The following is a 13,335-nucleotide window of genomic DNA, read 5'->3' on the forward strand; positions in this document are numbered from 1 at the left end:
GGGCCTGCGCGGGCGCGGGAAGGGACGGCGGCTGCGAGCCCTTAGTCGCCGGCTCCGGCGGCCGCGGCATCGAGCACCTCGGCGACGATCCGGAAGGCCAGTGCGGGCTGATAACCCTTGCGGGCAAGCATCGATGCCAGGCGGCGGGTGATCTTGTCCCGCTCCGCACGGTCCTCGTCGCCGGTGAATCCCCGCAGTTTGCGCTCCACGAGCTCACGGGCGGCCGCCTCTTCGTCGGCGTCGCTGAGCTGATCGAGCGCGCTGGCAGCGGTATCCGGGTCGATCCCCTTGTCCGCCAGTTCGCGGCGCAGGGCCCCTTTGGCGAGCTTGCGCGTTTGGGACCTGCTGCGGACCCACATGTCGGCGAACTCGGCGTCGTCAACCAGCCGCACTTCCTCGAAGCGGTCCAGTACGGCCTCGGCCACGTCCTCGGGGACGTTACGCTCGGCCAGCTTGCGGGACAGCTGCAGCCGGCTCTTGGGCGAATTCGTCAGTTGGCGCAGCACGATGGCACGTGCCACCGCCGCAGGATCCGCGTCCGGGTCCAGTTCCGGTGACGGCGCCGTGGTTCCCCGGGACCCGTTCGACCCGCGGGAACTGCGCGAGCCCTGCGTTCCTCGTGAACCGCGCCGGGTCGGCCCCATGCCGGGGTCGCCGGCGACCGGGTCAGGGTTCCGTTGCCGGAACCCTGACCCGCTGCCGGTGCCGGGGCTAGAAGCCGTCAACGGCCTTCAGCTTCGGTGATTCCTCGGTCTCGGCGGGGGCCTTCACGCCGACGCCGAGCTTTTCCTTGATCAGGCGCTCGAGTTCGGCCGCCAGTTCCGGGTTGTCGCGCAGGAACCGGCGGGAGTTCTCCATGCCCTGGCCCAGCTGGTCGCCATCGTAGGTGAACCAGGAGCCGGACTTCTTGATCAGGCCGTGCTCGACACCCATATCGATGATGCCGCCCTCGCGGGAAATACCCTGGCCGTAGATAATGTCGAACTCGGCGATCTTGAAGGGCGGTGCCATCTTGTTCTTGACGATCTTGGCCTTGGTGCGGTTGCCGACGGAGTCCGCGCCCTCCTTGAGGGTCTGGATCCGGCGGACGTCGATGCGGATTGAGGCATAGAACTTCAGGGCCTTACCACCGGTGGTGGTTTCCGGGGAGCCAAAGAAGACGCCGATCTTTTCGCGCAACTGGTTGATGAAGATGGCCGTGGTCTTGGTCTGGCTCAGTCGGCCGGTGATCTTGCGGAGGGCCTGGCTCATCAGGCGGGCCTGCAGGCCGACGTGGCTGTCGCCCATGTCGCCTTCGATTTCGGCACGGGGAACGAGCGCTGCAACCGAGTCAATGACAATGACGTCAAGGGATCCCGAACCAATGAGCATGTCCATGATTTCCAGGGCCTGCTCGCCGGTGTCCGGCTGGGAGACCAGGAGGGCGTCAGTGTCGACGCCCAGCTTGGCGGCGTATTCCGGGTCGAGGGCGTGTTCGGCGTCGATGAAGGCGGCGATGCCGCCCTGGCGCTGGGCGTTGGCAACGGCGTGCAGCGCCACGGTGGTCTTACCGGAGGATTCCGGACCGTAGATTTCCACGACACGGCCGCGGGGCAGGCCGCCAATTCCCAAAGCGACGTCCAGGGCAATGGAGCCGGTGGGGATAACCTCGATGGGCGCACGGACTTCGTCGCCGAGGCGCATAACCGAGCCTTTGCCGAACTGCTTGTCAATCTGGGCAAGCGCTGCGTCGAGCGCCTTCTGGCGATCCGGGGCTGCGGCCATGATTCACACCTCTAATACTTTCTCGCTGTGGAGTGGCCGTATAGGCCCTTCGTCTGTCATCACTGACGCTACTGGCACCCTCCGACAAAGTTGTCGCTGGGGACCCCTTATGTGGAAAACGCCGTATGTGGAAAACGCTCAAAAAAAGCATATCCCTATCCGAACAGATATTCGAACAATAATGCGGCGTGTCAGACGCCGGCCCCTGACGGCAGGGGGCTCGGCGGCGCATCCGGCGGCATACCGGGCGGAGTTTCAGGCGTCAGCTGGGCCCGGCGTTGTCGCGGGGTTTGATGTCCCTGCCGAGACGGCGTTCCGGCGGGACGTCCTGGACGTCGCACAGGGCAAGCCACACCTGGCGGGGAGGGATGCCGGCGCTGAGGGCCTGGTCCGCGGTGCGTCCGCCGACGCCGGCCAGAACCAGCGAGCTGCTCAGGACACGGGAGTACCCGGCACCGAACTCGTCGTCCATAAGCCGCCAAAAGTCACTGATTCGCACCAGTAAAGTCTCTCACGGCGCGGGACTCTAGAATGGTTGCCATGAGCAACCCACCCGAGGCCGCCGCAGATTCCTCCCCTGGAGACACCGGCGTTGACGCCGTCGTTGACGCCGATGCCGCCCTGAACGCCGTCGAAAACCAGCTGAGCCTGCTCTGGCGTCGCGGCCGGTCCATTTCCAATCAGCTCTCCCGCGAGGTCCACCCGGACGTGGAACCCGCTGCGTACGGACTGCTCACCGTGATCCGCAAGCAAGGACCTATCCGGCTGACCGACCTCGCCTCCAGCATCGGCGTCGGCAAACCCTCGGTGAGCCGGCAAATCGCGTTCCTCGAGGGCCTCGGCCTCGTGTCGAAGGAAGCGGACCCCCTCGATGGCCGGGCGCAGGCCATCCGCCTGACGCCCGAGGGCGAGGAAAGGATGCACCAGGTCCAGGACGCCCGGCGTGAGGTCTTCCGGAAGCGCCTGGCGCAGTGGCCGGCCGAAGACCTACAGGCTCTCGCCACCTACATGGCAAAGCTCAATGCCACCTACGAACGCGATGGCTTCCCCCGGGACGAACACGCCTGAGACTCGAAAAGGACCCCCGGCCGAGCCGGGGGTCCTTTTCTAACGTCTGTGAGTTGGCGTCTAGCGTGCTCCGGAAAGGAGGCCCTTCGCCAGCTCGTCGTTGAGGTCGGAGTTGAGTTCTCGGTCGAGGTCGCGGCCGTAGCGCTGCGCGAACTCCTGCGGGACGGTGTCCGGAACCGCGACACCCTCGGCGACCGCGACGCGGTCGCTGACTTCGCGGAGCATGCTCGAGAGCGGAACATCGAGGGCCGAGCAGATCGAGGACAGCAACTCCGAGGAGGCTTCCTTCTGGCCGCGCTCCACTTCACTCAGGTAGCCCAAGGACACACGGGCACTGTGCGAAACTTCGCGGAGGGTACGGCCTTGGCGCTGGCGGACATCGCGCAGGACATCACCGATTTCGTGACGAAGTACTACCATCTTGCGCTCCTTCTGTTCGCTCTTTGCCTGATCGGCGAGGCCCACATCCTTCCAGCGGACAACGCCGTTTACGGATACGGGCTGCTTTACCATCTGTATCGCCTTGCTCCTCGTACTGTCGAGTCCGCCGGTGGGGGCGGACTCTGCTGATGTTTTCATCCTAGGCGCCTCCCTTATTTGGAAGCGACACAATGTAACAACTATTCGGAATCAACTTTTGTTCCCGGCAACTTTACGCCGGGTAGCCTTCGGAAGATAGGGCCTCAAGCAGGCGTTCCAGGGCCGCGCCGCACGCGAGGGCGCGGATCTCGGCGCGGCTGCCGTCAAAGGAATAGGGGTACGACGTCGAGCCCTCCGCCGTCGCGATGCCGACAAAGACCGTGCCCACCGCCTTGCCGTCGTGCGGTTCGGGCCCGGCCACACCGGTGGTTGACACGCCAATATCGGCGCGACAGACGCGCCGGGCACCGTCGGCCATCGCCGCGGCGACCTGCCCGTCCACGGAACCGACGGCGTCGAGCAGACCGGCGGGGACGCCCAGGACGTCGGTCTTGACCGAGCTGGCGTAGGACACGACGCCGCCCTGCAGCATCGCGGAGGCGCCCGGCGTGTCGGCCAGGATCGCCGCGACCATTCCGGCCGTCAGGGATTCGGCGGTGGCAGCGGTCACCCCACGGCCAATGGCGCCGGTGACGGCCTGCTCCGCCAGCCGGTGAAGGTTGGGATGCAGCTTGGGATGAAGATTGGGGTCCGGCTTGGCGTCTGGAGTGGCGTTCAGATCAGTCATGGTTTGTTCTCCCCTACCCGTGCTTTCTCTGCCTTGATGCCGGCGGCCCGCAGTTTGAGGGCCTCGATAACGTACTCGCCGCCGGTCCACAACGTGATGGCCAGCGCAGCCATCATGACGACGAACGCCACAACTCCGAGCCACGGGGCGATGGATGCCAGCGGTAGGACGTAGAGGAAGATCGCCACCGTCTGCACAACCGTCTTGAGCTTCCCGCCCCGCGAGGCCGGAATGACGCCGTAGCGGATAACGAAGAACCGCAGGGCGGTGATGCCCCACTCCCGGAGCAGGATCAGGATCGTCACCCACCACGGCAGTTCCTGGAGCAGCGAAAGCATGACCAGGGCCGAGCCGATCAGGAGTTTGTCGGCGATCGGGTCCGCGATCTTCCCGAAGTCGGTGACGAGTCCGCGGGACCTGGCGATGTCGCCGTCGAGCTTGTCCGTGTAGATAGCGACCGCGAACACGACGGAGGCCGCCCAGCGCCAGACGCCGTTCTGGGCCTGGAGCCCGGGGGCGTCGAGGACGAGGAACCAGACGAAGAACGGCACCAGCACTATCCGCAGCATCGTCAGGATATTCGGCAGGTTCCAGATTCGCGAGGCGGATCCGGCGTTGGCTTCGGCGCTATTCACCTTCCTAGGCTACCCGTCTTCCCGCACTACCGTCCGGTGAGGGACCAGGCGTCCTCCGAGCCGTCCTCGTCATCGGAGCCGCCGTCGGCGCCGTCGTGGTAGTCGATCGCCTGGGTGCGGTTGGCCAGGTCAGCCGCCACGAGGTCCTCCGCGTAGCCGCCCTGGGCGATGTTCGCGTTTGCGTTCTCGCTCAGCGCCGCCGTCTGGGAATCCGCGACGGCGGGCGCGTCGAGCCCCTTCATCGCGGCCAGTACCGCGGCGAGGTCATCCGGCTTGACCAGCACGTCGCGGGCCTTGGACCCTTCCGAGGGTCCCACCACTCCCCTGGACTCGAGCAGGTCCATGAGGCGTCCGGCCTTCGCGAAGCCGACACGGAGCTTGCGCTGCAGCATCGAGGTGGAGCCGAACTGCGTGGTGACCACGAGTTCGGTCGCCTGGAGGAGGACTTCGAGGTCGTCCCCGATGTCGTCGTCGATCTGCTTCTTCTGCGCCTCGGGCGCGACGTCGTCCCGGTAGACGGCCTTGAGCTGGCCCTTGACGTGTTCGACCACCTTGTGAATCTCCGACTCCGTGACCCACGCGCCCTGGACGCGCATGGCCTTGGAGGCGCCCATGGGCAGGAAGAGGGCGTCGCCCTGGCCGATGAGTTTCTCGGCGCCCGGCTGGTCCAGGACCACCCGGGAGTCGGTGACGGAGGACGTGGCGAAGGCCATGCGGGAGGGCACGTTCGCCTTGATCAGGCCGGTCACGACGTCGACGGACGGACGCTGGGTGGCGAGAACGAGGTGGATGCCGGCCGCACGCGCCAGCTGGGTGATGCGGACGATCGAGTCTTCGACGTCGCGCGGGGCGACCATCATGAGGTCGGCGAGTTCGTCCACGATCACCAGCAGGTACGGGTAGGGCTTGATGACGCGCTTGGAGTCCACCGGCGGGTGGACCTTGCCGGCCCGGACGGCCTTGTTGAAGTCGTCGATGTGCTTGAAGCCGTAGTTGGCGAGGTCGTCGTAGCGGGCGTCCATTTCCCGGACCACCCACTGCAGCGCCTCGGCGGCCTTCTTCGGGTTGGTGATGATCGGGGTGATGAGGTGCGGGACGCCCTCATAGGCCGTGAGTTCCACGCGCTTGGGGTCCACCATGACCATGCGGACCTCGTCCGGGGTGGCCCGCATCAGGATCGAAGTGATCATGGAGTTCACGAACGAGGACTTGCCGGCGCCGGTGGCGCCGGCCACCAGGAGGTGTGGCATCTTGGCGAGGTTTGCCACGACGTATCCGCCCTCGACGTCCTTGCCGACGCCCATGACCATGGGGTGGTCGGTGCGGCGGGCGTTCTGGCTGCGGAGCACGTCGCCCAGGGACACGGTCTCGCGGTCCGTGTTGGGGATCTCGATGCCGATGGCGGACTTGCCCGGGATGGGGCTCAGGATGCGCACGTCCGAGCTCGCGACGGCGTAGGAGATGTTCTTGGACAAGGCGGTGACCCGCTCCACCTTGGTGCCCGGGGACAGTTCGATTTCGTAGCGGGTCACGGTGGGGCCGCGGCTGAAGCCGGTCACCTGGGCATCGACGTTGAACTGGTTCAGGGTCTCGGTGAGCGAGGCGACGATCGCGTCGTTGGCCTCGGTGCGTTCCTTCGGGATGGAGCCGGGCGTCAGCATGTCCGACGCCGGCAGCGTGTAGGTGACGTCGCCGGCCAGCGAGAGCTGTTCGGTGCGCTGCGGAATCGGGGTGGGCAGGGGTGCCGGCGCCACCGGGTTGGCGGGGACCTTCGGGGCTGCCGCGGCGGCGGGGTTGAGCGAGCCCGCGGCCACCATTCCGGGAGTCACCAGCGGGATGGCCTCGGTGGCGTAGTCTCCCGGCGATCCGGCGGCCGCGCCGAGGCCCTGGGCCGCCTTGATCTTCTCAACGGCGATCTCGGCCTGGGTGGGACGGCGGACACCAGGTGCGACGCCGGACTCGGCACCGGGTTCGACGTCGGGGCCGGCACCAGCCAGCGCCTTGGCGCCCCTGGCCCGTTTGGCGGGCGGCGCGTCGTCAGCTGCTTCCTCGTCGGCAATGAGCGCCCGCTCGAACGCTTCGTCGCCGACGTAGCCTTCCAGGCCGGCGTCGTCGTCATGGTCCCTGCCGAAGAGGCGCCTGCGCTTCTTCCTGGGCGCCGCCGCGGCGTCGTTCTCGTAGAGGTAGCTGCGGTCGTGACGGTCCCCGCCGTCGTCGTCCTGCAGGTCGATGCCCATCAAGTGCTCGTAGGCGTCCCGGAGGCGGCCGGGGATGGCGCCGAAGGGTGTCGCCGTGACGATCAGCAGTGAGGTGAAGGCCAGCAGGCTGTACACCGCCACGGGGACGGCGGGGTGGACTGCGGCCAGCGGGGCGGCGGCGAGGTAACCGAGCATGCCGCCGGCCTTGCGCAGGCCGTCGAAGCCGTCGGCCACCGTCGGCTGGCCGCCGATGATGTGGGCCAGGCCGGAACCGGCGAAGGTCATGATGAGGAAGCCGATGCCGATCCGGTTGTTGCCGCGGCCGTCGTCGGGCTGGCGGAACAGGCGGAAGGCGCACACGAACAGCATGAGCGGCAGCAGCAGGGACATCCAGCCGAACGTGCCGTTGATGACCGCGAACACGAGGTCCGGGAGCCAGCCTTGGAACCCCCACCACGCAAAGGTGGCGACGAAGACGCCCAGTGCCAGGTTGAACAGTGCGGCACCGTCGCGGCGGTCCTCGGGGGCGAGGTCGCTGACGTCGTGGCCGACACGCCGGATGCCGGCGCCGACCACGTGGCCAATGCCAAGCCATGCACCGGCGAGCACCCGGACAATCCAGGGCTGGGGCGGCTCAACGGCGGCCAGCTGACGGGTCCGGGCGGTGCCGGTGGTTCTACCTGCGGTCCCACCTGCGGCGCCCCGCGGCCGGGCAGATTTGGATGCGGCGGGACTGGACCCCCGGCCGGGAGAACTGCCTGATTTGCCGCTTGAGTTTCCTCTAGGCGCGGGAGAAGTACGAGTCGCCATACCCGCCACGGTACCGGATGCCAGCTCTAAAACCCCGAATTTCCGGGCCGCCCGGGATCATGTTGTTCCCGGTTCCAACGCCGAACGGCCTCCCCCGTCCGCTGTAGCCCTGAGGCTGCGAGCGGGCCGGGAAGGCCGTTCCCCGGGTATCCGCCCGGTGTCCGCGAAGGGGTTTACGCCCGGCGAACCAACTGAGGCTTACGCCCGGCGAACCAACTGAGGCTTACGCCCGGCGAACCAACTGAGGCTTACGCCCGGCGAACCAACTGAGGCTTACGCCTCAAGGACCACCGGAATGATCATGGGCTTGCGGCGCAGCTTGCGGTTCACCCAGGTGCCCACGACCCGGCGGACGACCTGCTGGAGCTGGTGCGTCGTGTGGTCGGTTCGGTTCTGCACTGCTTCTTCGAGGGCCTCGTTGATCTTGGGGATGATCTCGTCAAAGACGGAGTCGTCCTCGGCCACGCCGCGGGCGTGGATCTCCGGCCCGGACACCACCTTGCCGGTGGCCCGGTGGATGACGGTGATGATGGAGATGAAACCTTCGTCGCCGAGGACCTGACGGTCCTTGAGGTCGGCGTCGGTGATTTCACCCACGCTGGAGCCGTCAACGTAGACGAACCCGACCTCGACCTGGCCGACGATGTCGGCCTGGTGGTCGCGGAGATCGATCACGGTGCCGTTGTCTGCGAGCAGGATGCTTTCCTCCGGCACACCGGATTCCAGGGCAATCTTGCCGTTGGCGATGAGGTGACGGGTTTCGCCGTGCACCGGCATGGCGTTGAGCGGCTCAAGGATGTTGTAGCAGTACAGCAGCTCGCCGGCGGCAGCGTGGCCGGAGACGTGCACCTTGGCGTTGCCCTTGTGGATGACATCTGCGCCGAGCTTCAGCAGGCCGTTGATGATGCGGAAGACCGCGTTCTCGTTACCCGGGATGAGGCTCGAGGCGAGGATGACGGTGTCGCCCTCGCCGACGACGACGCGGTGGTCGCCGTTGGCCATGCGGGACAGGGCCGCCATGGGCTCGCCCTGGGAGCCGGTGGACATCAGTACAACCCGGTTGTCCGGCAGGTTGTCGATGTTCTTGATATCGACCAGGATCCCGGCCGGGACTTCCAGGTAGCCCAGTTTCGCGGCGATGGCCATGTTCCGGACCATGGAGCGCCCCACGAAGGCAACCTTGCGGTTGTGGTTGGCGGCGGCGTCGAGGACCTGCTGGACGCGGTGCACGTGGGAGGAGAAGGACGCGACGATGATCCGCTTGGAGGCCTGGCCGAACAGCCGGTCCAGGGTGGGCCCGATTTCCTTCTCCGCGGTGGTGAAACCGGGGACGTCGGCATTGGTCGAGTCCGACATGAACAGGTCCACGCCTTCTTCGCCCAGCTTGGCGAAGTGCCGGAGGTCGGTGATGCGGCCGTCGAGCGGCAGCTGGTCCATCTTGAAGTCACCGGTGTGCAGGACGGTGCCGCCCGCGGTGCGGAGGAACACGGCCAAGGCGTCCGGGATGGAGTGGTTGACGGCGATGAACTCGCATTCGAAGGGCCCGAACTTCTCGACCTGGCCCTCGACGACAATCTTGGTGTTGGGCTTGATCCGGTGTTCCTGCAGCTTGGCCTCGATGAGGGCAAGGGTGAGCTGCGAGCCCACGATGGGGATGTCGGCGCGCAGGCGCAGGAGGTAGGGAACGGCGCCGATGTGGTCCTCGTGACCGTGGGTCAGGACGACGGCGACGATGTCCTGGAGACGGTTCTCGATGTAGGAGAAATCCGGCAGGATGAGGTCGACGCCGGGCTGGGTCTCCTCGGGGAAGAGCACGCCGCAGTCAACGATGAGGAGCTTGCCCCCGATCTCGAAGACGGTCATGTTGCGGCCAATTTCCCCGAGCCCGCCGAGCGGCACGATCCGCAGGGTGTTGTTCGGGAGGCGGGGCGGCGTAACAAGGCCGGGAAGGGCGGTTTGGGTCATAGTGCACTACTTTCCAGGCGGAAACCGGGCTGGACTTTCACGATCAGGATTTGCTCCTGCTCAGGAAAAGACCATCCCCGCTTCCGCCAAATCCTCGCGGATGATTACGATCTCGGCCTCGTCCGGCTCCACGAGGGGCAAACGGACAACCGAGTTGGGCAGGACTCCCTGCCACTTAAGAACCTGCTTGGCAGCGACAGCACCCTGAATGTGGGTCATCACTGCGCGGACCACGGGGTCCAGTTCGAAATGTAGGGTGCGGGCGGTAGCAAAATCGCCTGCAAGTGCGGCATCGATCAGCGCGCGGAACTGCCGCGTAGCGACGTGCGCGGAGACGCTGACAAGGCCGACGGCACCTGCGGCCATCCACGGCAGCGTGAGGCCGTCGTCGCCGGAGTAGACATCGATGTCGGTGTTGGCCAGGACCTGGGTGAGCGCGGCGAAATCAGCCTTCGCATCCTTGAGGGCGACGATCCGGGGGTGGTCGGCGAGACGGATCATGGTCTCGGGCAGGATGGGCACCCCGGCGCGGCCCGGAATGTCGTACACCATGACGGGGAGGTCGGCGGCGTCGGCTACGGCTTCGATGTGGGCTTGGATGCCGGCCTGGCTGGGCTTGTTGTAATACGGGGTGACGATCAGCTGGCCGTGGGCTCCCGCCTTGGCGGCGCGCTTGGCCATCTCGATCGAGTGCGAGGTGTGGTTGGTCCCGGTTCCGGCGATGACCTTGGCACGGTCGCCGACGGCCTCGACGATGACGCGGAAGAGCTTCTCTTTTTCGTCGTCCTCGAGCGTGGAGGTCTCCCCGGTGGTGCCGGAGATGACGAGGGCATCATTGCCGTCGTCGACGAGCTTGCTCGCCAGTTCCGCCGACTGCTTGTAGTCGACCTCACCGTCCGTCGTGAAAGGCGTAACCATGGCAGTCACGAGGGTACCGAACGTGTAAGAGCGAATATCAGAGTCAGCCATATGAAAAACGTTACCTTGTCTGCGGCATGTTAGGACAATGGCGGCGGTGTGAGGAACGTCAAACTTGCCCGGCCGCGCGTCACGTTTCGGCCTTCCGGCCGGGCTCAGGGCCGCCGAAACCGGGCAAGGACACTGTGCTGAAGGCTCGCCGTCAGCACTTCCGTCCCGGTACCGGCCGCCTGCCGGAAAGGGAGTCCGTCAGGACCCCAGAATCCGCTCAGCCCGCACGAGGGACCCAGTGGCGTGGTGCCTGCCAGATTCGCCAGGACGGAGAACATCCGGTTGTCCATGGCGCGGGCGCCAAGATGCAGCCCCAGCCGATGGTCCTCCCCCGCCGTGTAGACGGCCGAGACGGCATAGACGTCCGCCCCTGCCCCAGCCGCCCACTCCGCGTGACCGGGGCGGGCGGCGTCGAAGCAGATCGCCAATGCGATCTTCCAGCCGTCGATCTCCAGGACCGCGGGGTGACTGCCGGCGACAAAGATCCCCTGCTCCGGACCGTGCAGCCAGGTCTTGAAGCTGGGCTCGATGGCGCCTGATGGGTGAATGGCCAGGGAGGCAAGCCGCGGCGTGCCGTCGTCCTGCGTGAAGGCGGCCCCGACCACGGCGGTAATTCCAGTCCGGCGGCAGATTTCCCGGATGCCGTCCAGCCGTCGGTCTGCCGTGCTCAGCCACTCTTCGGGCCCCTCCAGCAGGTCCAGCCGGTACCCCGTCAGCGAGAGTTCGGGAAAGATGACCAGCCGGGCTCCGTGGGACTCGGCGTCTTCGATCAGGCGGATGTGTTCGGGCACATTGGCGGCAACGCCGCCGTCAAGGGCCTCGTATTGGATCGCGGACAGCGTCAGAGCAGTTATGGAGCCAGTGGTCACTCTGCCATCCTAGGCATCTCCCTCCCTCCCGCGGGCGCCGAGCAGTAACGTCCGACAGCGGATTCGCGCAAAGACTCCGCCCAGGCCGCGAGCCGCTGGGCCGCCCGCACGTAGTGGAACAACTCGGTCGGAGTGAGGGCGTCGAGATCCGTCTCCGCCAGCCGCCGCGCCAGCTCCGCCCCCGGCGGCTGCACAGCCAACGCCGTGCCCTCCTGGCCCCACTGGACATCCTCTGCCGGCTCTCCGGCGACCAGCCGCCGGAAGAGGAAGTCCACGACGCCCGGGCTCATGGCTTTGAGAACGCCGGCCCCTGCCTCACAGCCGTCCCGACGGCCGCCGGGTGGAGTGTTGCCGGAATCCCGGCCCGAAGGTTTCCGGCCTGGTGAATCCGGAGTCAGGAAGGCGGGCTCTGAGGCGTTGTTCATGCGCCCATCTTATTCGAACATATATTCGAACACAAGGCTTTGTCGGGGCCTGCGTGACGCTGCGGGCAGGCCTAACATGAGACGATCGAACGATGACCCCGCGCGGAATGACCACTGCTTCCCGGACCGCCAAGACCACCTCCGCCGGCGTCCGCCTGGCCGGCATTGACGCCGCCCGCGGGCTCGCGTTACTGGCCATGATGGCCACGCACGTCCTGGCGACCTTCGAGTCGAACGCGCAGCTCACGCCCACATGGATCGGGCTCGCGTTTTCCGGGCGGGCTTCGGCACTGTTCGCCGTGCTGGCCGGCGTCGGCTTGGCGCTGTCCACCGGGAAACAGCAGCCCGTAGAGGGTTCCGCGCTCTGGGCCGCCCGCCGCGGCATCGCACTTAGGGCGCTGGTGGTAGGCGCCGTCGGACTCTCGCTGGGCGGCCTGGACGTCAGCATCGCCGTCATTCTGGTCCACTACGCGCTCCTGTTCCTGTGCGTGCTGCCGTTCGTCGGTCTCGGGGTCAACCGCCTGCTTGTCCTCGCGACCGCATGGATCCTGGCTTCTCCTGTGCTGGCCTACCTGCTGCGGCCCTGGATCCTGTCAGCAGATCCGCCCTTGCGGCTGGGACATAACCCCGGCTGGGAGGACCTGGCCACACCCGCAAGACTCCTCGGCGACCTCTTCCTCACGGGCTACTATCCCGTCCTGCAGTGGATCGCCTATCTCCTGGTGGGACTGGCGATCGGCCGGATGGCGCTGTCGAAGGCAGCCACGCCGTTCCTGCTGCTGGCTGCCGGGACAACGGTGGCGGTCTTTGCCAAGTGGCTCGGGGCAGTCCTGATGGAGGACTGGGGCGGCCGGCAGGCATTGGAGTCGCAGATCGGCGATCCCACCTACCCGCTGGGGAGTCTGCTGCAGGTCAACCTGGCGGGTGTCGACCAGTCAGGCTCAGTGTGGTGGCTGGCCACTAGCGCACCGCATGCGGGCACCACGCTGGACCTGCTTCACACCTCGGGAGTCGCCGCCGCCGGGATTGGCGTGTGCCTGCTGCTGGGCCGGCTGGGCGAATGGGTGGAGCTGGACCTGCTGCTACCGCTCCGCGGAATCGGGGCCATGACTTTGACCCTCTACACGGCGCATTTGTGCATCATGGCGGCCCTGCACGATCAGCCGCTGGCGCCCGGCTGGACCGTGGAGGGCGTGTACTGGGCGCAGGCCATCGGCATGTTGGTGGTCGGCGGGGTCTTCGCGTCCCTGATCTGGCGCGGGCCGCTGGAGTGGGTGTCCCATGCCGCCAACCAGGTGGGCCGCTACCAGCCCGCCCGCGGGCGTCAGTCGGCCCGTCTCCGCTAGGGAGTCTCACCCATGAGGGCGGTGGACCGCGCCGGATGATCGCCAAGCGGGTTCTCCGCGTCTGCATCGCCTGAACGCG

The 13,335-nt window shown here is 66.8% G+C and carries 13 protein-coding genes; 2 read left to right on the forward strand and 11 right to left on the reverse strand.

What is annotated here, in order from left to right:
* Positions 1 to 41 precede the first annotated feature (41 nt).
* The 3 genes from C9424_RS15615 to C9424_RS15625 all read right to left on the reverse strand — a co-directional run bounded on the left by C9424_RS15615 (position 42) and on the right by C9424_RS15625 (position 2,263).
* Positions 42 to 521: a regulatory protein RecX gene (locus C9424_RS15615; protein ID WP_202615899.1), complete on the reverse strand. Its 480-nt coding sequence runs from the start codon at positions 519 to 521 to the stop codon at positions 42 to 44.
* A gap of 190 nt (positions 522 to 711) precedes the next feature.
* Complete coding sequence (gene recA / locus C9424_RS15620) at positions 712 to 1,764, reverse strand: recombinase RecA (protein ID WP_018774457.1); 1,053 nt, start codon at positions 1,762 to 1,764, stop codon at positions 712 to 714.
* A 262-nt stretch (positions 1,765 to 2,026) separates the two neighbouring features.
* Positions 2,027 to 2,263: a DUF3046 domain-containing protein gene (locus tag C9424_RS15625; RefSeq protein ID WP_116767821.1), complete on the reverse strand. Its 237-nt coding sequence runs from the start codon at positions 2,261 to 2,263 to the stop codon at positions 2,027 to 2,029.
* Between the two features lie 41 nt (positions 2,264 to 2,304).
* Here C9424_RS15625 and C9424_RS15630 point away from each other — a divergent pair, with 41 nt between their 5' ends.
* Positions 2,305 to 2,832 carry a MarR family winged helix-turn-helix transcriptional regulator gene (locus C9424_RS15630; RefSeq protein WP_116767822.1) on the forward strand — a complete coding sequence of 176 codons (528 nt, stop codon included), beginning with the start codon at positions 2,305 to 2,307 and terminating at the stop codon, positions 2,830 to 2,832.
* A gap of 60 nt (positions 2,833 to 2,892) precedes the next feature.
* Here the strand turns inward: C9424_RS15630 and C9424_RS15635 are convergent, their stop codons facing one another.
* The 8 genes from C9424_RS15635 to C9424_RS15670 all read right to left on the reverse strand — a co-directional run bounded on the left by C9424_RS15635 (position 2,893) and on the right by C9424_RS15670 (position 11,910).
* A complete protein-coding gene (locus C9424_RS15635; protein ID WP_066434909.1) occupies positions 2,893 to 3,345 on the reverse strand; it encodes a helix-turn-helix domain-containing protein in 453 nt (150 codons plus the stop codon).
* Positions 3,346 to 3,484: 139 nt separating this feature from the next.
* Positions 3,485 to 4,039 (reverse strand): CinA family protein, encoded by a 555-nt coding sequence (locus C9424_RS15640; protein ID WP_116767823.1) that lies wholly within the window; start codon positions 4,037 to 4,039, stop codon positions 3,485 to 3,487.
* Complete coding sequence (gene pgsA / locus C9424_RS15645; protein ID WP_091249836.1) at positions 4,036 to 4,674, reverse strand: CDP-diacylglycerol--glycerol-3-phosphate 3-phosphatidyltransferase; 639 nt, start codon at positions 4,672 to 4,674, stop codon at positions 4,036 to 4,038. The genes C9424_RS15640 and pgsA overlap by 4 nt, the downstream gene beginning before the upstream one ends.
* A 26-nt stretch (positions 4,675 to 4,700) precedes the next feature.
* Positions 4,701 to 7,682, reverse strand: coding sequence for an FtsK/SpoIIIE family DNA translocase (locus tag C9424_RS15650; protein ID WP_116767824.1), 2,982 nt, complete (start codon positions 7,680 to 7,682; stop codon positions 4,701 to 4,703).
* A gap of 273 nt (positions 7,683 to 7,955) precedes the next feature.
* On the reverse strand, positions 7,956 to 9,647 hold the full coding sequence (locus C9424_RS15655) for a ribonuclease J (RefSeq protein ID WP_116767825.1): 1,692 nt from the start codon (positions 9,645 to 9,647) through the stop codon (positions 7,956 to 7,958).
* Between the two features lie 60 nt (positions 9,648 to 9,707).
* Positions 9,708 to 10,616 carry a 4-hydroxy-tetrahydrodipicolinate synthase gene (dapA, locus tag C9424_RS15660; RefSeq protein ID WP_116767826.1) on the reverse strand — a complete coding sequence of 303 codons (909 nt, stop codon included), beginning with the start codon at positions 10,614 to 10,616 and terminating at the stop codon, positions 9,708 to 9,710.
* 104 nt (positions 10,617 to 10,720) lie between these two features.
* Positions 10,721 to 11,485, reverse strand: a complete 765-nt coding sequence (locus tag C9424_RS15665; RefSeq protein WP_116767827.1) for a carbon-nitrogen hydrolase family protein — start codon at positions 11,483 to 11,485, stop codon at positions 10,721 to 10,723.
* The gene (locus C9424_RS15670) at positions 11,482 to 11,910 is read right to left on the reverse strand and encodes a hypothetical protein (RefSeq protein ID WP_237563489.1); all 429 of its coding nucleotides are present in this window, start codon (positions 11,908 to 11,910) and stop codon (positions 11,482 to 11,484) included. Before C9424_RS15670 ends, C9424_RS15665 begins: the two co-directional genes overlap by 4 nt.
* 92 nt (positions 11,911 to 12,002) lie before the next feature.
* On the opposite strand from C9424_RS15670, the gene C9424_RS15675 reads away from it, so the two are divergent.
* A complete protein-coding gene (locus C9424_RS15675) occupies positions 12,003 to 13,256 on the forward strand; it encodes a heparan-alpha-glucosaminide N-acetyltransferase domain-containing protein (RefSeq protein ID WP_116767829.1) in 1,254 nt (417 codons plus the stop codon).
* Positions 13,257 to 13,335: the final 79 nt, after the last annotated feature.

Origin of the sequence: Arthrobacter sp. H-02-3, assembly GCF_003097355.1 — a bacterium.
In the GTDB taxonomy this organism is placed as follows: domain Bacteria; phylum Actinomycetota; class Actinomycetes; order Actinomycetales; family Micrococcaceae; genus Arthrobacter; species Arthrobacter humicola.